Annotated in this window: 16 protein-coding genes; 7 read left to right on the forward strand and 9 right to left on the reverse strand. The window is 65.9% G+C overall.

All coding sequences use genetic code 11. The features are described 5' to 3' along the window. Positions 1–10: 10 nt before the first annotated feature. The 4 genes from FRC98_RS10045 to FRC98_RS10060 form a co-directional block, all read right to left on the reverse strand. Positions 11–517, reverse strand: coding sequence for a septum formation initiator family protein (locus FRC98_RS10045; protein WP_146981263.1), 507 nt, complete (start codon positions 515–517; stop codon positions 11–13). A gap of 242 nt (positions 518–759) precedes the next feature. Beyond that, the gene (locus FRC98_RS10050) at positions 760–1,197 is read right to left on the reverse strand and encodes an ExbD/TolR family protein (protein WP_230467480.1); all 438 of its coding nucleotides are present in this window, start codon (positions 1,195–1,197) and stop codon (positions 760–762) included. A gap of 133 nt (positions 1,198–1,330) precedes the next feature. Next, positions 1,331–2,062: a MotA/TolQ/ExbB proton channel family protein gene (locus tag FRC98_RS10055; protein WP_146981267.1), complete on the reverse strand. Its 732-nt coding sequence runs from the start codon at positions 2,060–2,062 to the stop codon at positions 1,331–1,333. Continuing rightward, positions 2,059–2,502, reverse strand: a complete 444-nt coding sequence (locus tag FRC98_RS10060) for a hypothetical protein (RefSeq protein ID WP_146981269.1) — start codon at positions 2,500–2,502, stop codon at positions 2,059–2,061. The genes FRC98_RS10055 and FRC98_RS10060 overlap by 4 nt, the downstream gene beginning before the upstream one ends. A gap of 363 nt (positions 2,503–2,865) precedes the next feature. Here FRC98_RS10060 and FRC98_RS10065 point away from each other — a divergent pair, with 363 nt between their 5' ends. Continuing rightward, entirely contained in the window at positions 2,866–3,606 is a 741-nt protein-coding gene (locus FRC98_RS10065; RefSeq protein WP_146981271.1) for a cold-shock protein, read from the forward strand. 16 nt (positions 3,607–3,622) lie between these two features. Here FRC98_RS10065 and FRC98_RS10070 read toward each other — a convergent pair whose 3' ends face one another. Then, positions 3,623–4,654, reverse strand: coding sequence for a retropepsin-like aspartic protease family protein (locus FRC98_RS10070; RefSeq protein ID WP_146981273.1), 1,032 nt, complete (start codon positions 4,652–4,654; stop codon positions 3,623–3,625). A 29-nt stretch (positions 4,655–4,683) separates the two neighbouring features. Here FRC98_RS10070 and FRC98_RS10075 point away from each other — a divergent pair, with 29 nt between their 5' ends. Both FRC98_RS10075 and FRC98_RS10080 read left to right on the forward strand, forming a co-directional pair. After that, complete coding sequence (locus FRC98_RS10075; RefSeq protein WP_146981274.1) at positions 4,684–5,943, forward strand: D-alanyl-D-alanine carboxypeptidase family protein; 1,260 nt, start codon at positions 4,684–4,686, stop codon at positions 5,941–5,943. A gap of 65 nt (positions 5,944–6,008) precedes the next feature. After that, positions 6,009–6,824 (forward strand): DUF547 domain-containing protein, encoded by an 816-nt coding sequence (locus FRC98_RS10080; RefSeq protein ID WP_146981276.1) that lies wholly within the window; start codon positions 6,009–6,011, stop codon positions 6,822–6,824. 99 nt (positions 6,825–6,923) lie between these two features. Here FRC98_RS10080 and FRC98_RS10085 read toward each other — a convergent pair whose 3' ends face one another. Continuing rightward, positions 6,924–8,060, reverse strand: a complete 1,137-nt coding sequence (locus tag FRC98_RS10085) for a hypothetical protein (RefSeq protein ID WP_146981278.1) — start codon at positions 8,058–8,060, stop codon at positions 6,924–6,926. Positions 8,061–8,465: 405 nt separating this feature from the next. Between FRC98_RS10085 and FRC98_RS10090 the strand changes: the two genes are divergently transcribed. Next, the gene (locus tag FRC98_RS10090; protein WP_146981279.1) at positions 8,466–8,888 is read left to right on the forward strand and encodes a hypothetical protein; all 423 of its coding nucleotides are present in this window, start codon (positions 8,466–8,468) and stop codon (positions 8,886–8,888) included. 49 nt (positions 8,889–8,937) lie between these two features. Here FRC98_RS10090 and FRC98_RS10095 read toward each other — a convergent pair whose 3' ends face one another. The 3 genes from FRC98_RS10095 to FRC98_RS10105 all read right to left on the reverse strand — a co-directional run bounded on the left by FRC98_RS10095 (position 8,938) and on the right by FRC98_RS10105 (position 15,712). Beyond that, complete coding sequence (locus FRC98_RS10095) at positions 8,938–12,684, reverse strand: protein kinase domain-containing protein (RefSeq protein WP_146981281.1); 3,747 nt, start codon at positions 12,682–12,684, stop codon at positions 8,938–8,940. Between the two features lie 159 nt (positions 12,685–12,843). Next, positions 12,844–14,898: an IgGFc-binding protein gene (locus FRC98_RS10100; RefSeq protein ID WP_146981283.1), complete on the reverse strand. Its 2,055-nt coding sequence runs from the start codon at positions 14,896–14,898 to the stop codon at positions 12,844–12,846. 109 nt (positions 14,899–15,007) lie between these two features. Continuing rightward, entirely contained in the window at positions 15,008–15,712 is a 705-nt protein-coding gene (locus tag FRC98_RS10105; protein ID WP_146981284.1) for a hypothetical protein, read from the reverse strand. Between the two features lie 308 nt (positions 15,713–16,020). Here FRC98_RS10105 and FRC98_RS10110 point away from each other — a divergent pair, with 308 nt between their 5' ends. Genes FRC98_RS10110 through FRC98_RS10120 form a run of 3 tightly spaced genes read left to right on the forward strand, consistent with a single transcriptional unit; the run spans position 16,021 to position 18,598 of the window. Further along, positions 16,021–17,130, forward strand: coding sequence for a hypothetical protein (locus FRC98_RS10110; RefSeq protein ID WP_146981286.1), 1,110 nt, complete (start codon positions 16,021–16,023; stop codon positions 17,128–17,130). Positions 17,131–17,178: 48 nt separating this feature from the next. Further along, positions 17,179–17,460, forward strand: a complete 282-nt coding sequence (locus FRC98_RS10115) for a hypothetical protein (protein WP_146981288.1) — start codon at positions 17,179–17,181, stop codon at positions 17,458–17,460. Continuing rightward, on the forward strand, positions 17,450–18,598 hold the full coding sequence (locus FRC98_RS10120) for a hypothetical protein (protein ID WP_146981290.1): 1,149 nt from the start codon (positions 17,450–17,452) through the stop codon (positions 18,596–18,598). The genes FRC98_RS10115 and FRC98_RS10120 overlap by 11 nt, the downstream gene beginning before the upstream one ends. Positions 18,599–18,619 lie beyond the last annotated feature (21 nt).

Below are 18,619 nucleotides of genomic sequence, written 5' to 3' on the forward strand. Positions count from 1 at the left end.
CGCGCGTCACCTACTCTTCGATCCTCGCCGGCGCCATCGGTGAGGCGTCGACCACGTCGATGATCTGCTGGTGGAGCAGGGGCCCGACCTCCTCGGAGATCCACACCACGAGCTCCGAATGGGGCATCTCCTGACGAAGTTCCTGCAACGCCCCGGCAAGCTCGCCAACCTCCACCGGCCTGCCGGCCAGCTCGGCCTGCCCCTCCGCGTCGACGCGCAACCTCACCTGCACACGCTGCGCCTCCTCGGGCGTCTCAAACTGGAAGATCACCTCGTCGGGGCGGGCAAGCCCCACGCGTTCGCGGGCCCGACGCTCGGCCAGGCGCGGATCGTCGCGCAACGCCACGATCTCGCGCTCCAGCTTGCGGTTTTTTTCGGCGAGCCGGGCGTTCTGCTCCTGAAGCTGCTCGAGCTCGGCGCGCAACACCTCCAGGCGCTCCACCGAGGGGTTGGTCAGCACGAAGTACAACAGCCCGCAGACCACCGCCGCAAATGTAAGAATGACTCCCAGGCGCATCGTGCAACCTCTTGCTCTCGGCGCGCGTCCCTGCGCGCTCTCGGCCCCCAGATTAACATCGCGTCGGTGCCCGGCAAGAAAAGGCCCGGGCGGCGAGGAGCATCCGAAAGGAGATCGCAAATACCTCTTTGTTATCAACAGGATAAAGCGCAACGAAGGCGCATTCGACCCCGGCCGGGGGTCAGCGCTCAGGGTGACCGTGGGTCGGCTTTTGAGATGACCGTGGGTCAGCAAATCGCCGCTTATTGCGCGGGCCGCACCGCCATATGCACCTTCTTAAATCCCACCTCGCGGGCGGCGTCGAGCAGGCGGATCACCGCGCCGTGGGCGGCCTCTTCATCGCCAAAAAGCCAGACGGTGGCCGCGGGGCGCTCGCCATGAACTTCTTGCAGAAAAGCAAGGGGCGCCTCCACCGACACGCGCTCCCCATCTTCGCGCTCCTCAAAGACGGCGCCGTCGGCGGCCACGCGCAGCACCACGCGCTCGGCTTCAGCCTCATCGAGCGCCGCGCCGCTGGCCGCCTCGGGAAGATCGACGCCGATGCGCTCCAGTGGCGAGCTCTGCGGGGCGGTGGTCATCACAAAGAAGATCAGCAGCAGGAAGATCACGTCGATAAGCGGCGTCAGCTCCAGGGTCGCCTCCACCCGGCGCCGACCTTTTCGGGCAGCTCGAAAATTCATCGCTCCGGCCCCCCGCTGCTCCCCTCGTCGCCGCGCGCCAACCAGCCCGCGACGCCGGAGCATCGCTCATAGCCGAGCGAACGCAGCCCCATAACCCCTTGAAAACACGAGACAAACGACCTCAATAGCGCCATCACACAGCCTCACTCGGGGCGATCTCGGCGCCTCGGTGAGCGGTGTCGTCGCCCTGTGCGCTGGCCTGCTGCGCACCGGAGGCCGCGGCGCGCGCGGCCGCCGCGGAAGGCGGAGCGAGCACATCGAGGAGACCTGCGGCGGCCTCTTCAAGCTCAGTGGCCCAGCGGTCGACGCGGCCCAGCAGGTAGCGGTAGCCCAGGTAGAGGGGGATGGCCACGGCAAGCCCGGCCGCCGTGGTGATCAGGGCCTCCCAGATGCCCCCGGCCAGCAGCGTCGGGTCGACCATGCCTTTAGGCGCGGCGTCATCGACCACCGCCTGAAAAACGCGGATCATGCCCGTGACCGTTCCCAGAAGCCCGAGCAGGGGCGCCACGGTGGCCAGCGCCCCCACGCCGCCCACAAAACGCTCCAGGTGGGCGAGCTCGCGGCGTCCGCGATCTTCCATGGCCTCGCGGATCTCAGAGCGCTCACAGCCCGCAAAGCGAAGCCCCTCCCCGAGCACCGCGGCCACCGCGCTCGGGCCTTCACAGAGCTCGGATGCGGCCTGCTGCGAGGGGTCGCCGGCGCGGGCGGCTTTTCGCACCCGCTCGGCCAGCCCCGCTGGCGCAACCGCCGCGCGGCGCAGAGCTACCAGGCGCTCAAAAAAGAGCGCCGCCCCCACCAGCGAGACGAGCGCCACCGGGTAGAGCATCGGCCCGGCCGCCTCCAGAACATCACGAAGTCCATTCATACGCTCGCCCCCGGCTCAGCCCGGTCATTGACCTCCAGCGCGGGTGCGGAGCGCTCGTCGTAGAGGGCGACAAAGAAGCTGTACTCCCCCTCGGCGCGAAAATGCTCGGCGATGCGCTTCATCGCCACCCCGTTGGTCACCCCGTAGGTCTCGACCTGCTCGCGCATCCGGTCGCGCCGCTCGTAGATGGCCTTTCGGCCCACGTAGAGCACGATCAGCGCCAGGGTGACGCCGGGGATCCAGAGCATCGCCGAGGTCCACCAGCCAAAGACCGCCGCGAGGATCGGAAGCCCCGCCAGCACGATAAAAAAGGGCATGCCGCCCAGGCCGTAGGTTTTGGCCAGGCGCTGATCGATCGCGCGCACATAGCCGCGATGCTCCTCGGCCTGTCGCAAGAGCTCGGCGGCTGCGGGATCGTCGTGGGCGTGAAGTTGAGTCATAGAAAGCTGTCCTGCTGCGTGGTGCGTGATCGCCCCGGGTCGCGGGCTGAGTGGCGGTCACCATCCCCACCTTCGGGGGCGTTGAACCGCCGGGCCAACCCGCCGCATTCCGATCTTCTTCGCGCGAGCCTCGCTTCAGACGCCCGGGAAATTGGGTGTCATCGCAGGCTTCTTGACAAAGGGGAATGATCTTCGCGGCGACCTTCTTATTAGGTATGTACGTCGTGTGGCCGTCGCCAAAAACGACTGGCGAGCGTCTTCGGGCTGTTTATCTTCTCTAAGAGCGCCTCGCTCAACGCAGTTCGGCGAGGGCGAAAAAGGCGCGACGCGCGAAGGCATTGAACGCTGCTGTGAGGTGATACTATGGCGATCGGAGATGAAGTGACCAGCAAGCTCTCCACCAACCCTACCAATATCGATCTGGCCGATGCGCTGCGCCAGTACTCCGAGCGTGCCGGCGCCAGGGTCGATCATGACGATAACTTCCGGCAGCGCTACCTCCTCGACTTTATGATCACCGGGTTTGAGGACGTCCACGCCCACGTCAACCTGGGGGTGCACGTCACCGGCTCGATCGACAACCTGGAGGAGCAGCAGGACTTTCTGCAGGCCGCGCGCCGCGGGATCGTGCTCAAAGCCCTCTACGTGGAGTTGGCCGACACCTCATTGAGCTCGGGCGGGTTGCTCGTGGCCTTTGGTGCGTGCCTCTCCTTTCTCTTTGATCGACGCTACGCCCAGGTCAAGGCCATCGGCATTCGCATCAACGAGGACTGCTCCTTCCACTTCTTCGATCTCGAAGAAAACGTCGAGCGCCTCCAGCGCATGTCCTTCGATGATGAGCTCGACATCGGTCAGGACCTCGGCGGTCGGGTCATCGCCTACTTCACCGACAAGGGCTTTGGCTTCATTCAGACCGACGATGAGCGCAAGTTCTTCTTCCACATCGCCAACGTTGTCGACGATGATCTTCGCGCCCGACTGCCGGCCTATGTGCCTGGCGAGGTGATCCCGGTCGACTTTCAATACGGTGGCAATGACGGCAAGAAGTATCCCAAGGCCATCAACGTGGCGTTGCCCGACGATGTCGCGGCCAACAGCCACTGAGCAAGACAAACTGGCCTCAACGCCAGAAACCCTCGACCAGCTCAGCCTGCCATCCCCGGCAGGCTGAGACGCTCTGGGCCAGCTCGGTATCGGCCGTCGACTTCGCCGGTACGGTGATGGATCGGGTTCGCACCCGCTCCACGCTGCCATCCTGTAGACGGCAGCGAAACTCCACCACGACCTGCTGCGCCTGAAGATGTGATGCGTTCTGAACCTCCACCGCCAGGCGCGGCAACGAGCGCCGGTCGAGGTGCACCTGGTGGGGTTTGATCTGGTAGGTGAGCCAGGGGCGCATATCGGCGCTCTGATCCCGAAAGTCGGGGTTGGGGGAAAGCTCCACCTCACCGGCGGCCGTATCCAGGTTCATCTGAAAACGCCCCAGCACGTTTAGCCCCAGCAAACCCGCCACGGGCCGATCGCGGTAGGTGCCAAAGCCGCAGGCGTCGCAGAGCGTGTAGCTGACCTGCCGTAGTGTGGTCTGACCAAGTTGCAGCGCGGTCATCAGGCCGAACTGCGCCTGACGCACCCCGCCGGCGGTCTGCATCAGGGTAGTGGGCGCCGTCGCGTCAGGGGTGACGCGCGCCTGCCGGGCAACCTCGGCGGTCAGGGTGGTGAAACTCGCGCCGGTATCGAGCACAAAATAGACGTCGATCCGCCCCACCTTCGCCGGCACAAGAACGGAGGCGCCGTTGCGCTCAAAACTCAGGCGGATGCTGCGCGAGCCGCTGCCGCCCACGCCGGCGGCCCCTCGCTCGATCACCAGTCCGCCGGGGGCCGCCTCGTCGCCTTCGCCGGCGTCGTCGCCGAGGCCGGGCAGCTCAATGACGCCCCGAGGTTGCGCCACGCCTTCGATCACGATGGCTCCCGAGGTCGCATCATCGGAGGCCTCTTCAGCGGCGGGTTGCTCCTGTGGCGCGGTATCCGATGCGCCCTCTTCCTCAGTTGTTTGAGCCTGCGGCGCGCTCTGGGCGAAGGCCCGCTCGGGCGCGCCCCATAGGAACATCGCGCCGATGAAGATGAGCAGCACCCGAGTTCGAAGATTCGACACAATTCGCTCGCTGTGTTAGGCAACGCCGGATGAAAGACGCGCACTTCAGAGAGGGTTGGCGGGGCATAGGGGCGATCGCATTGCTGCTGCTCGGCTGCCTGCTGGTCGGCTCTGCAGCGGCATCGCCGCCGACGCGTGATGATGAGGCGCATCGTAGCAAAACCCGCGAGCAAGCGCACTCGGTGGGGCTGGAAGTCGGCCGTCAGGCGCTGGAGATCGCCACGTGGTCGGGGCTCAGCCTGCGGGCGCGCGCGCTGGTCGAGCGCAGCCGTGACGAGGGCTGGGAGCCGGAGGATCTTCTCGACGCGCTGGAACTTCGCGCGCCCGAGCGCTGCCTGGAGTTGCACCAGCCCACCCACCTGGCCGAGCGCAAGGCGCGCTGGCGCGAGGCGGTGCGACTGCTCTCGATCACACACCCCGCTGCGCTTGAAGCGTGGATCCTTGGCGAGCGACGCCCCCCGCGGGCCGCGCTGGCCGAGGCCAACACGCAACTTCGCTGCATGGTTGAGGCGATGGTGCTCGCGAGCGCCGAGCCCGACCACGGTTTTCGCCTTGTTTTAAGCCTGCGCAGCACCTTCGGGGGGCGTTTTGGCACACAGGCCGAGCTCGCTGAACACCTGCAGCGCTACCCGCGCTTTATGTCGCAGGTGTTGGGCGCGCTGCTGCGCTCAGACTATCGCGATATGGGCTCCCAGAGCTTTATCTGGTACCGGAAGATGCGCTTTACGGGGCGCTCGTTTAACAAGATCTCCGAGCGCGCCGCGGAGCGCTGCGGCCTGACCCCGGGTCATACCTGGAAGCCCGAGAATGAGCGTCATAAGCGCTGCTGGTTCGGGGAGCTCAGCCCCGGGGAGCGCGAGCAGGAGATCCTGCTGGCCAGCGCCGCCCCCGCCCTCTCGCGGCATCACTGGGGCACGGAGTTCGACATCCTGGGGCTCAACCCGCGACTTTTTGAAGAGGGCGCACAGCTCTTTGATGCCTGGCTCTGGCTCGATGGTCAGGCGCTTGATTACGGCTTCTTTCAGCCCTTTGGCCCCACCGCCTCCGCGCACACCTTTGCGCATATGGAGGAGCGCTGGCACTGGTCGTATTACCCGATTGCGCAGGCCATCTGGGAGCATCTTCTGGAGCGCGAGCACCTCTTTGAGCCGGTGCTCCACGACCTCTGGAGTCGGCTGGAGCGCCGCTGGGGCGCGCGCAACTCGCCATACTTCACGCATATGCGAGAGCACTGGCGCGACTACCTCTTTCACATCACAGTCCCCTCCCCACCCGAGGCGTTGCCTTAAGATGCGGGGCGTTTAGATCTGCTGACATCTTTGCTGATGCCGTCCCCGCTGCCCCCGAGGTTGATGTGTCCCTTCGCACCCCCGCCCTGCTCTCCGCCCTGCTCTTGAGCGCGTGCAGCGCCCCGGGCGCCGAGCTCATCGACAGCCCCCTGGTCGACGAGCTTCGCACAGGCCAGCGCTCCGGCACGCAGAGCTTTGATCACAGCGCGCTCGACACGCTCTTAAGCACGCATGTCAACGCGGAGGCCGGCCACGTCGACTACCAGGGGCTCAGCGACGACCGCGCTGAGCTCGACGCCTACCTGAGCGCGCTGGCCGAGATCGACGCCACCGCGTTTGATGAAGATGAGCAGCTGGCGATGCTCATCAACGCTTATAACGCCTGCACGTTGCGCCTGATCGTCGACAACCTGCCCGTCGACTCCATCCGCGACATCGACGATCCCTGGGGCAAGCCCCGCTGCGAGGTGGCCGGGTACACGCTGAGCCTCGATGAGATTGAGCACGGGCTGATTCGACCGCTCTATCAAGATCCGCGCATTCATTTCGCGGTGAACTGCGCCGCACGCAGCTGCCCGCATCTGGCCGAGAGCGCCTACACCGGCGCGCAGATCAACGCCCAGCTCGACGCCCGCACCCGCGCCAGCCTGAGCGACCCGAAGTTCGCGCGCATCGAAGGCGACACGCTCTACCTCACAAAGATCATGGACTGGTACGGCGGCGACTTCATCGACCCGGCCTTTGAGGGAAGCACCACCGAGCTCGTCGATTACGTGGAGCTTTACACGACGGAGGCCATCCGCGCGCGTCTTCAGGATGACGACGCCTCACCGGTCAACATCGTGTTTATGGACTACGACTGGTCGCTCAACTCACCGTGAGACGCGCACCGAAGTCACCACAAAAAAACCACCGCCCCATAAAAGGGCGGCGGTTCTTTGTGTGCTTAGATGGCCCTCAACCCGAGGGCCGTCAGGCGATCAGTAGCTGCCGTTGAAGCCCAGCGCGATCGAGCTCTGGTTGGTGGCCGCCCCGTTGAAGTTCCAGAAGGGGAAGACGAACGAGCGTTGATCGGGGGTGCGCGGACCACCGAAGGTGCGCGCGCTCAGGCTGGCGCCGAGCCAGTCGGTGATCGGGTAGCTCAGCGAGACCGAGCCCGCCGCGCCCTGCCCGGCGCAGCGCAGGCCGCGACACTCGTACTGCGAGCTGAACTCATCGGACTCGTTGACGCGATACGACCACGCGGTGCTCAGCGAGTAGCCGATGCTCAGGCTGAGCTTGTGCGGAAAGCGCATGCTCGCGCTCAGGCCGGTGCTCAGCGAGTAGGGGGTGTTGATGCCGCCCACGGCAAAACGACCCGGCTCGACCGCCTCACTGCCGTCGTAGCGGTAGATGGCGTTGGCTTCACCGATGTCGTCGATGTCCATCACTGGCGAGGTGTAGCGGTGGAAGGTGCGCGAGCCGCCCAGCGAGGCGCCCAGGGTCAGGCGCTTGAAGAAGGTCTTGGAGAGGCTCAGCCCCACCGAGGTCGAGAGCAGCATCGTGGAGACCTGCGAGGTGCGGCCGGTCGGCAGCGCCACCGAAAGCGAGGGACGAAGCGAGATGCCCGTCGACTCAAAGCTCCAGCCCTTCCAGCCCGCGCTCAGGCCCAGGTCACCCAGACGCGTCTCGTACGAGCCGTTGATGCCGTTGTTGGCTGTCAAACCCTGGCTGAAGCCCAGGCTACCCGAGAAGCTGAAGTCCTGAACTTTATAGCTACCGCTGACGCCGAAACGCATGCTGACGCGATCGTAGGCGCGGCTGCCGTCGTCGACCTGGTCGGCCCATGGCGAGTCGTTGGCCACGCTCACAAAGGTGCCCTGCCCCACCGAGAAGCCCAGCGAGGCTCCCAACGACCAGGGTTTATCGTCTTTTTCTTCGCCGAGAAGATCGTCGAGCTCATCGTCGATGTTCTCATCGACCTCTTCTGCGAGCTCTTCGGCCTCATTGATCTCGGTCGGGTCGGTCGTATCGACAGTTCCGGCGGTGGTCGCAGCGGACTGCGCGAACGCCGGGGCGCTGAAGAGGATCAGCGCGGCCGCGGTGGTGCTGGCGAGCGCTCTGGAGTTCGGGGCCATCGTCTATCTCTCAGGTGGGTCGTTATGATTGTATCGGCGCGGGGGCCTTAAGGCTGTGTCATACACCGAAGCGACAACATTTGCACGCCCCCCACAACGCTGCAAGGAGCATTCCAGCGCGCAGAAAGCACACACCCATCAATTTTTTTGACGCCCGGCGGGCCTGCCGTAGCCTGACGGTGTTCCACGGCGAGTCACGGCAAGGGATGTTGTCCCGGGTCAGACAGCCGGGTTGCTCAAGGATGAGCGACTTTGAAAGAAGTTCCCGATCGATGGCGGCAAGGATGCCGGCCCGGGAGCTCATCACCGTGCGAACGCCATCACGAGGAACCGCCGCCATCAGCAGCGCAGCCGCCCCCATGGATGAGGGCCAGACGCCGGGCGGCACCATCCAAGGAGCGGATCATGAGCGCATTGCCTGTCAACCTGGAACGCCGTCGCAAGCGCAGCACGCAGACCATCACCGCGCTGACGCTGCAGCTGGAGCACATCTTTGAGCGCGAGCAGCTGCGCAACTTCACCCTGGGCGACAGCCGCGGGCTGGTGATTGCCCAGGCCGGCGACACCGCCGAGTCGGATATCCTGGCGGCCTACGCCCCGCTGCTCTGCCGCAGCACCGAGAAGGGCCACCGCGAGCGCATCCTCGCGCGCATGCCGCATTTCGTGCCGGGCATTGAGGCCGACGCGATCCATGTGAAGAGCTTTGAGGTTGATGGCGAGCCGCTCTTTCTGACCATCGTCGGCCAGCCCGGGGTCTACCGCCACGTCGGCATGTACCGCGCGGTCACCGGGGTTCGTCGCATCCTGGGGCAGATTCCCGGCGAATAAAGCTCAACCTTTTCAAGCCATTAGCGCCACACCAGAACGCGTCTCGGCCTCACTCGGTCGGGACGCGTTCGTCGATCTGGGCGTTGACGCGGGCCAGATCTCCCTCAAGCTCCAGCTCGCGGTAGATGTCGCGGGCGCGCAACCAGAGCGCGCGCGCCTCATCGGGATGGCCGGCGTCGGCGCGCAGTCGGGCCAGGCGCTCCAGGGGCTGGGCGTAGTCGAGATCGGGGATGGGAAAACGCGCCGAGAGCTCCAGCACCCGGTGCAGGGTCTCGGCGTCGTCATCTTCGCCGCGCAACGCGCGGACCAGCGCCAGGTTGTACTCCACGCCGGCCTGCAGATAGGGGTACTCCTCGTCGGCCACGCGTTCGCGGGCGGCGCATAAGAAGTCTTCGGCCGCCGGGTAGTCATTGAGCGCGATCGAGGTCAACCCCAGGTTGGTGTAGACCAGCGCCACGTCGAGCTCCGCGCCGATACTCTGGTAGGTGGCCAGCGCACGCTCATAGAAGCGACGGGCCGCGTCGTAGCTGTCGCGGAAACGGGCCACGTCGCCCAGGCCGTTGTAGCACTGGCCGGCGCCGCGACGATCGCCCAGGGCCTCGTAGCGGCGAAGGGCGCGCTGGTAGAGCTCTTCGGCCTGGTCGAAGTGTTTCTGGAAGCGGGCGAGCTGCGCCAGGCTGAGCAGGTTGCGGGCCACCTCGGAGGGCTGATCGCTGGCCTGACTCAGGGCCATCGATCGGCCGTAATAATCGCGGGCGGCGTCGCCTTCGCCTTGAATTCTGGCGACTTCTCCGAGGATCCACAGCGACTGAGCCACGCCGGCGTCGTCGCCGCGGCCCTCGGCGCTGTGCAGCGCGTCGGTGGCCAGGTCGACGGCCAGCGCGTAGTCGGCGCGATGCCAGGCGACCCGGGCCAGCCCGCGGGTGGCGTTATCACGCATGCCGGCGAGCTCAGGGAGGGTGGCGACCTCGTCCCGCACGCGGTTGAAGGCCCAACGGGCGGCCTCAAAGTCGCCGCGCTGCCAGGCCACATGGCCCAGCCCCAGCCAGCAGCCGGCCAGCGCGCTGAGCGCCTCGGGCGGCGGTGCGCTGCAGGAGCCCACCAGGCGCACCACGCGCCGGTAGCAGGCTTCGGCCTCGGGAAACTCACCAAAACCTTCAAAAAGATCGCCCAGGCGCATCAAGGTGTCGACGTAGTCGGTGCCGCTCCAGCCCAGATCTTGTGCGCGGGCATCCAGGCGGGCGAAGTTCGGGGGATCGCCGCGCTCGGAGCCGACTTCCAGGAGCTCGTCCATGATGGTGAGCGCGGCCTCAAAAGCCACGGCGGCCTGCCGGAGCATGGCCGCGCGCGAGGCGGTGCGGCCGGCGCGAATGTACCAGGTCAGCGCCCGCTCCAGATCGCGGGCGGCGTGCCAGTGCGCGGCGATCTCGGCGGCGTGCGCGCCGGCGCGCTCCCCGTAAACGGCCTCGCGAGCCTCGGCAGCGAGCCGATGCAGCCGGCGCGCCCGAAACGCCCCGCCGATCTGCTTAAGAAAATAATCTCGCAACAACCCGTGGCTAAACGCGTACCAGTCCTCTCGCCGCCCGTGACTCTCAATGAGGATGCCCTCGCTGAGCAGGTGATCGAGATCTTCGTCGAAGAAGCGCAGGCGCTCGGCGTCGCCCTCCCGCTCGACCATCTCGCGCAGCACCTCGTAGGTGAACCTGGGGCCGGCGATGGCCGCGCGCTGCAGGAGCTCACCAAGCTTGTCGTGGCGGCTGTAGCGGGCCTCAATCTGCTGGAGGCGAACCTCAAAAAGATCGCCCAGGCTGGGCGGCACCGCCTCGCGCACCGCCTCGACATCGGCCGTGGCCCAGCGCTCGCCATCGGGGCGAATCAGCCCCTCGTCGCGCAGGTAGCGCAACAATAAGACGAGGTGCAGCGGGTTACCCCCGGAGCGCTCGTAGATAAGACGCGTGAGCGCCTCATCGACGGGCAGCACCAGGCGAATCAGCTCGTAGCCGCTGTCCTCATTGAGGCGTCCCAGCTGAATGCGCTCGACCGTCTCGCCAACATAGCGGCTCAGCGCAGTGAGGCGACGCTCCAGGGCCGGGTTCTCGCCAAGATCCTCGGAGCGAATGGTGGCCATCACCATCAGCGGGATGGAACGGTGGCGAAGCTCCACGGCCAGAAAGTCGAGGAAGTCGCCCAGCTCGCGGCCCGCCCAATGCACGTCATCGAGGATGATCAGGCGCGGTCGACGGCTGGCCACCCGCTCGAGCACCCGCAGGATGGTGGCAAAAAGGGTGGTGGGCGCCACCGGGGCCTCGCGCACCGCACTCTGACTTCCGGCCGGACGCATGAAGTCGGCCAGGATGCGGGCGTCGATGCCATCGTCGTGGCCCCACTGGGTGAGCCAGGTGTCGACGCGGGTCTGCACCTCGGCGCGCGACTGCCCGCGGGTGCCAAACACGCTGTCGAGCACCTCCTGCAGACCGCGAAGCCCCTCGGTGCCCCCGCGGGTAAACGCGCCGATATGGCCATGAAGTTGGCCCTGCTCCTCAACCTGCTCCTTAAGCCACATCGTCAGGCGCGTCTTACCCACGCCGGCCTCGCCCTCCAGAAGCACGATACGGCCGCGCTGCTCGCTGCGCACCGACCGGGCGATCTCCTGAAGATGCTGGCGTTCGCGGGGGCGCCCCACAAAGGGGATCTGCTGGAGGCCGGCGACCCCGGCGTTGAGCGCCTGAAGATCGGCCTGCCGCCTTGCGGCCAACGAGTCGCGGCCGACCACCGCCTCATCATGTTCGGGAGATTGCGCCACCGGGTTGAGGCGACGACGCCCCACAATGCTCTCCTCGACGGTGGGCTGACGATCGGGCCCGGCGCCGGATTGCACGCGCGGCAGAGGTGCGGGCACGTTATAGATGCGAGCATCACCGGCGAGCTCCGCCTGAAGGGCTTTGAGCTGCACGCGCATCTCGCCGGCCGAGGGCCAGCGCCGCGCCGGCGATTTTGCCAGCGCGCGCGAGACGAAGGCCTCCAGCGCCACCGGCAGGTGCAAGCCCTGGCGGGCGATCATCGGCGGCACCGGCTCATGCACGTGCATCGCCATCACGGCCAGGCCCTTCTCCTCACCGAAGGGCGGGCGTCCGCAGATCAGCTCATAGAGGATCAGACCCACGTTGTAGAGGTCGGTGCGCGGGGTGAGCGAGCGCTCCCCACCGGCCTGCTCCGGGCTCATATAACGCGGCGTGCCCACAACTTCGCCGTGGGCCGTCTCGCGGGGGTCGGCGTCGGTGAGCACCGTAGCGATGCCGAAGTCCACCACCTTCAAGGTCCCCAGGCTATCGGGGATCGACGCGTTGACCACCATCAGGTTGGAGGGCTTTAAGTCGCGGTGAATCACCCCGCGGGCGTGCGCGTGGGCAAGGCCCGCCAGAAGTTGGTCGGCCAGCTCCAAAATCAGCGCCAGTGAGAGTCCCTGGCGGATCAGATCGGTGACGACCAGCCCCTCCAGAAGCTCCATGGCGATGAACATCTTGCCGTCGGGATCGACCCCGTGGTCGTGCACCGCGGCCACATTGGGGTGCATCAGCCGGCTGGCCGCGCGGGCCTCACGCGAGAAGCGTCGGCGAAGGTGCGGCAGAGTCGCAACTTCCGGCTTGAGCAACTTCAGGGCGACCGGGCGGCGCCCCACCAGGTCTTGCGCGCGCCAGATCGTGCCCACACCGCCCTCACTGAGCAGGGCGTCGAGGCGGTAGCGCCCATCGACGATCGGCGGAGCGGTCGAATGTTGCGGATCGTCGGGATACATGGCGGCAATTTTCCTGAAAAGCACCGGGGGGGGTTCTGGCGAGCGCCGTCTATCGCGAAGCGCGCCCCGGGTCAAACCCGATGATGCGCCCCCTGGTCTTCGCGCAAAGATGTGACCTCAACGTCACAGGGAGCAGCCCCTGAGCGTGGCGAGTGCGCCTCACTCCAACACGTTGAGTTTGGTCAGGTTTAAGCCGCCGGTATAGGCGTAGGAGACGTAGTTATCGTAGCCGTAGACCACAAGCCCCATCGGCACGAGCGACTCAAGCGTGTAGGGCCCCGGCTCCAGCGGGATGTGGGCGCGCATGCGCGAGCCGTCGTCGATGAGCTCGGCGTCAAAGTTCATCGGGTCGAGCTCTTCGCCGTTGAGCGTGATCGTAAAGCCCGGCGCCATCGTGACCATCGCGTAGCTCTGGTGGTAGGTCGGCGGCGCCAGAAACGAGTAGTCGGTGCGGTACTGCTCCTCGGGCGGCAGCAAGAAGAAGCTCGGGTCGCCGGCGCGATCGTTCCAGTTGACCTGATCGTAGACGGTGTTCTGGCCGCTCAGGAAGGCGCCGATGGCAATGGGCGCGCTGGCCAGCACCCGGAACATGTGGCGGGTGCCAAACTCACAGCTCTCGCCAGCGTTGAGCACAAACGTGCCCTGGCTCGGATCGTCGGAGAAAGACGCGCAGCTCGGCACGGCCTCGCCACCGGGGGGCAGCGCGGCGGGCGGGTTGATGGCGATGCCGGTCTGAATGACCGTGTTGTTCTCGCTGGCCACAAACTTCCAGTAGGTGCCCTCGCGCGAGCCGGAGGGCGGCTCGGGGTTACGAAGTTTGAGCGGGGAGGCGATGAAGATCGTGCCCCAGGTCTCCAGCGGAAAGAGCTGCGACTCGAGATGATCACACGCGGAGCGGTCGAAAGGCACGTTGGTGCAGCTGTGTCCGCTGAACACCGAGACGGGTTTGGAGGCGGTGATGCGCGCCCCGCTGATATCTTCGACCGGCTGAATGCCGCGGCTCCCCAGGTTGAAGACCTCAAAAGGTTGCAGTCTGAAGGTGATGCGACCGGAGGCATCGGGCCCGTTGATACGCGCGAGATCGAAGGGGGCGAAGATCAGATCGTCGAAGGTCTTATCGGTGTCGCTCGGCGCGCGAAGTTGCACGGTTACGTCAGTATCTTCATCCAGCGCGACCACGCTCAAGGTTGCCGGCCGGGGCACAGGAAGGCGTGAGGTGGAGTTTCCAGCCCACACCGTTTGCCCGAGGTACATGTAGTTTTCGGTGAGCGCGCCGCGGGGAAGCAGCAGGCTGGCGTCGTTGGTGTAGTTATAATTGCAGCAGAAGGGATTGAACTGGTAGGCGACCACCGGCTCGCTGGAGACGACGCGGTAGGCAAAGGGCGTAATCGAGGTGGTGCGCCGCGGGAGGGTGCGGTTGGGCAGGAGCACCGTCATGGTGCTGTTGGGCGGAAGCTCCACCTGATCGATCGCCCCGCTCAGAGGCTGGCCGACGCGCTGGCCGTCAGCGCCGACCACCTCGGAATAAACGGTGACAATCTCCTCTCCGGGAAACATCCGTGAGGGCATCACCTCCCGTGAGCTCACAAACTCGGCGTGCGTGTCTGGCGAGGCCCACACCGAGATGCGCGCGGTGATGTTGGGGTCGGTGTTGGCGAGCACGACGGCAAAGGGAGCGCGCACTTCCTCCGGCTCGGTGATGGTGCCTGTCTCAGACTGATAGAGCTCGGAGTTCTCCAGCTCCACCGCCCAGTACTCGCAGCCGATGTAGCTGTTGGACTGCTCCGCCAGACCGCAACGATCCAGGCACACGCCCTGCTGGCACCGGGTGCCCTCGGCGCAGCTCTCGGCATCTTCAAAGACGTAGTCCTCACCATCCGGGCGGCAGACCTGAGGTTGCGACTCCGAGGTGCAGCGGCGCGTGTTGGGCCGACAGGTCACCTCCACACACGCGCCCTCCCGACACACCGAGGTTCCCGCACATTCGATAAGAAGCGTGCCGTCGCCCGCCTCATTGCAGACCTCACGCGAGGCGCTGTCGGGACCGGGGCAGCCCAGCACCTCACCGGGATTGCACTCCAGGGGCGCATCCGATTGCGCATCGCCCACATCCACAGGCTCTTCGACCTGGTTGACCGGATCTTCGCAGGCCGCAAGGAGAAGGCCGCAGAGCAGCAATGACGCAAGGGAGGCAAAACGAGCTGATAACATCATGGAGGCGATCCGGGAGGGCGAGTCGTTCGAAGGAGGATCCGCAAAGAGAAGATACCCTAGCGCATGTTCGCCCGCAGATCATGCGCGCCCTGAGCGCCCTCTCCCCGGCTCAGCCTTGCGGCGTCCAGGGGGTCACCCCCTCGGGAGCCGCGCCGCAGGGGTGCAGACCGACCTGATGCCAGAGTCGGAACGCGTGGAAGTTCTCGTCGATGGTCAACAAGACGCGGTCGCGCAGGCTCGGCATATTGACCCAGGCGCCCTCGGGCTCAGGGACGTCCTCTCCGCGCAAGATCTTGAGTTGGCGGTCGGCCATCTCTTCTAAGATGCGAAACTCGTTGTCCATAAAGCCGAACCAGTCGTTGAGCTGGCGGCGAAAGACGCGCTCGCGCAACACGGCGCCCTCGACCTGCTCGGAGACCTCGCGGTGGCGCGAGCGAAAAGCCGCAGCCGTTTCGCGCACCTGATCGACGTTGGCCTCATCATCACCGAGGACGTTCTCTTCGATGAAGATCTCGCGCTCCTCATAATCGGCAGCGATCGCAGTAACCTGATCGATGATGCCCCGGCAGACCGGATCGTTGGTCACCGCGAGCACCTCCTGCTCGCCAGCCTCCACCTGGAGGTTGGGGCGAAAGAGGGTGTCGGTGTTGGTCGCCATCCACCAGCCCACAAAGCCCAGCGCGCTGGCGATGATCAGGGTGAGCACGGCGGTGCGCAGCAGGCGGCGATGCTCCTCGGCACGCAGCTCATCGAGCGCGGCGTCCACATCGACGTCTTCCACCGACTCCACCTGCGACTTGTCGTCCTGATCCATAACTTCTCCTGCCGGGTCCACACCGTCTGGGGCGCGAGGGGAACAGCCGGCCCCGGCTGCCTCTTCCTCAGCGCGGGGACCTGCCCGCCGGAATCTTAGACCAGGTCGCCCTGGTTGTCAGTCCGCCTCAGGCGTGCTATCCGAGCGAGCTTTAAGGCCCGGTTTTCAACGGCGCTCCTGCTCTCCCCTGCTTTCTGAATAAGTGCCCCCTGGCTCGGGTTGTACCCCCGAAAGACCTTCGGAGTCGCCGGTGGATGCAGTCCATCACCGGTCCCGGCCACCCAACCTCGTAACCGATAGGAAGCCCCTTGAACACGACGATTTTCCTTCAACGTCACCTTGATGCCACCGACGAGGAGATTCCTCGCCTCATCGAAATGGCGACCGCTGCGCTCTCCAGCAGCACGGATTATCCCGGCGGCTCCGGCAACGAGGAACGCCTCTGGCGCTACCTTCAGTACCCCTACTACCTGGGTCTGTTTGCCCAGCGCGTGGTCGCCGCCGAGGGCATCTCGCCACACGTCAAAGAGAAGCTCAGCCACGCGGTGCTGCAGATCAACATGCACCTGGAGCAGGGCCAGGAGCCCGGCCCGGGGCTCTTTCAGCTGACCTCCTGGCTGGCCCAGGCCGGCCTGCTCAGCCACGACGATTATCTGGGGCTGCGCAAGGGACTTATCTGGCTTCCGCGCCTGACGAACAACTACGTCGAAGACGCCGAGCTGATTATGCCGGCCTGCGACGGGATCTTCCGCGATCCGCAGATCCGCCGCGAGCAGATGATCGAGCTTGTGCTGATGATCCTCACCGCCAAAGAGGCCATCGGCGACCAGGGCCGCGTGATCTTCGACCACCTCATGCAGCTTACCGCGCTCAACAAGAGCCTCAAGCGCGAGGTCTGCCAGATCGTGGTGGAGCACGCCATTCCCTTCCCCCGCGGCGAGTATCAGCACCCGATTGAGACGAGCGCGGCGGAGCAGGATCGCCTCAGCATTCGCTTTTTGCCCGGTGGCGTGCGTCGCCTCTCGGTGGTGTGGCTGGCGCGCCTGGGCAAAGATTCGATGGAGCTGCTCAAGCGCCTGCTCAAGCCCAACACCGTGCGCGGTCACGGCGGCGATCAGGTCGCCAGCGGCGCGCTGGATTTGCTCGACGAGCAGTGGCAGGACATCCCCGAAGAAATCCGCCTGGGGCTTTTGCGCAAAGCGGCCGATCTTCCCGACACCGCCGTGCGCAAGCGCGCTTATATTCTCGGAGAGAAGTACCTGGGGCTGGACTTTCTGCGTCAGGCGCTCGACGACAAGGCCAAGAGCCTGCGCGAATGGGCCGAAGAGCGCCTGGAGCGCCGCGAGCGTGGCGAGCTGGCCACCGAAGAAGATCTGGCCGCCGAGCTGATGGAAGAGCTCGAGGAAGACGACGAATAAGCCCGTCGATCCTCATCTTCATGACGATCTTTGAGCGCCGGGAGCGCGATGCCAACCTGGAAGGTGCGCGCCGACCGGCGCAAAGTGGACCTCGATCACCTGCGTGACGAGCTTGAAGCGCTCGGGCAGACCGTGCGCGGGCTTGAGGTCGAGCTTCGGGCCAGCCCGCACTTCTGGGACGCCCCCGATAAGGGGGCGTTTCGCGACTTCGTGGAGGTGGGCGAGATGGCCCATGACACCTTAGGGGCACTCGAGATCGTGGCCGAAGAGCTCATCGCCACGTTTGGCTGGACGATCGATTTTGCGCGAGAGGTGGACGATGCGAGCTGAACTCGAAGATTACCAGCCCCCCACACCTCACCTTGAAAAAAGCGAGGGTGAGACCTGGGTGGCCTTTATGGGCGACGCGCTCGCTGCGCTCGGCGACGCTGTGGCGCTGAAACACCCCGACCACCCCACCGTTTATGCGGCGGTGGTGGCGCATCCGGGAGGGCGTCGCGCCCGGCTGTGGACGCCGCACTGGCCCCAGTGGTGCGAGCCCGGGTTGAGCGTTGAGGCCAGCGGCCAGAAGGCCGCGCTGGGCGTGGCGCCTGGCGAGGTGGTGGAGCTTGAGGCAGCGCTGATCGTGCCGCAGTCGGAAGGCACCACCCCGCTGTGGCCGGAGCGTGTGGCGATGAGCCAACTCGATGGTCGGCGCGAACGCATCGCTTTGGGCGTGGAGGTGCTCGACCTGGTCGCGCCGCTAGCCCGCGGAGGCATCAACCTGATCATCGATACCCGCGAGAAGATCGACACTCCCCTGGCGCTCTTCGGCGCGATGGGCCGGCGCGTGCGGGCGCAGCTCCTCGACGATCACGGCCCCCTTCACGTGCTCGATATGACGGGACTTCTCGATGATGCGGACACCCGTGTGGTGGCCGGAGCAACTCCCTGGGAGCAGGCCAGCGCGCTGCGCCTTGCCGTGGCGCTCGCGGCGTCGTTGCGCGACATCTCGCCAACCCTCAACCTGCTCACACTTCCCGCATTGCAGCCCTTCACGCATACGCACGCCCCCGAAGCGGTGGCTCGCGGCGTGGGGATGAGCGAGCTTGTGGACATGATCAGCGAACAGCTCGTCTCCACCGAGCAGGCCAACCACACCACCCTGCTCTACCTGCGCGTCTCGCCAGAGCTCGGCGGCCTGAGCGACATCATTGAGACTCTGGACCTGGGTGCGGTCGACGCGCAGATCATCATCGGACCCGACGGCACCTTTGAGCCGGGCCGCTCCAACTCCCGGGTGGAGCTCGACACCGACGACGAGCGTCGCCGCCAGAGCGCCCTCTCCGCGCTCGCCCAGGGCTCGCGCGCCGCAGAACGCGCGGCGATCTTCGGTGAGGGCGAGCTTGAGGATGAAGAGCTCGAGAGCATCCAGCGGGCCGAGGCGCTGCGCGTGAATTTGAGCGACGCGCTCAACGCGGCGGACTGAGCCTCGTCATCCTTGTACGAA

It is taken from the genome of Lujinxingia vulgaris (genome assembly GCF_007997015.1).
GTDB classification, from domain to species: Bacteria; Myxococcota_A; Bradymonadia; order Bradymonadales; family Bradymonadaceae; genus Lujinxingia; species Lujinxingia vulgaris.

Coding starts and splice junctions, on each gene's coding strand:
- FRC98_RS10045 (WP_146981263.1), bottom strand. CDS start 517: ATGCGCCTGGGAGTCATTCTTACATTTGCGGCGGTGGTCTGCGGGCTG.
- FRC98_RS10050 (WP_230467480.1), bottom strand. CDS start 1,197: ATGAATTTTCGAGCTGCCCGAAAAGGTCGGCGCCGGGTGGAGGCGACC.
- FRC98_RS10055 (WP_146981267.1), bottom strand. CDS start 2,062: ATGAATGGACTTCGTGATGTTCTGGAGGCGGCCGGGCCGATGCTCTAC.
- FRC98_RS10060 (WP_146981269.1), bottom strand. CDS start 2,502: ATGACTCAACTTCACGCCCACGACGATCCCGCAGCCGCCGAGCTCTTG.
- FRC98_RS10065 (WP_146981271.1), top strand. CDS start 2,866: ATGGCGATCGGAGATGAAGTGACCAGCAAGCTCTCCACCAACCCTACC.
- FRC98_RS10075 (WP_146981274.1), top strand. CDS start 4,684: ATGAAAGACGCGCACTTCAGAGAGGGTTGGCGGGGCATAGGGGCGATC.
- FRC98_RS10085 (WP_146981278.1), bottom strand. CDS start 8,060: ATGGCCCCGAACTCCAGAGCGCTCGCCAGCACCACCGCGGCCGCGCTG.
- FRC98_RS10090 (WP_146981279.1), top strand. CDS start 8,466: ATGAGCGCATTGCCTGTCAACCTGGAACGCCGTCGCAAGCGCAGCACG.
- FRC98_RS10095 (WP_146981281.1), bottom strand. CDS start 12,684: ATGTATCCCGACGATCCGCAACATTCGACCGCTCCGCCGATCGTCGAT.
- FRC98_RS10100 (WP_146981283.1), bottom strand. CDS start 14,898: ATGATGTTATCAGCTCGTTTTGCCTCCCTTGCGTCATTGCTGCTCTGC.
- FRC98_RS10105 (WP_146981284.1), bottom strand. CDS start 15,712: ATGGATCAGGACGACAAGTCGCAGGTGGAGTCGGTGGAAGACGTCGAT.
- FRC98_RS10115 (WP_146981288.1), top strand. CDS start 17,179: ATGCCAACCTGGAAGGTGCGCGCCGACCGGCGCAAAGTGGACCTCGAT.
- FRC98_RS10120 (WP_146981290.1), top strand. CDS start 17,450: ATGCGAGCTGAACTCGAAGATTACCAGCCCCCCACACCTCACCTTGAA.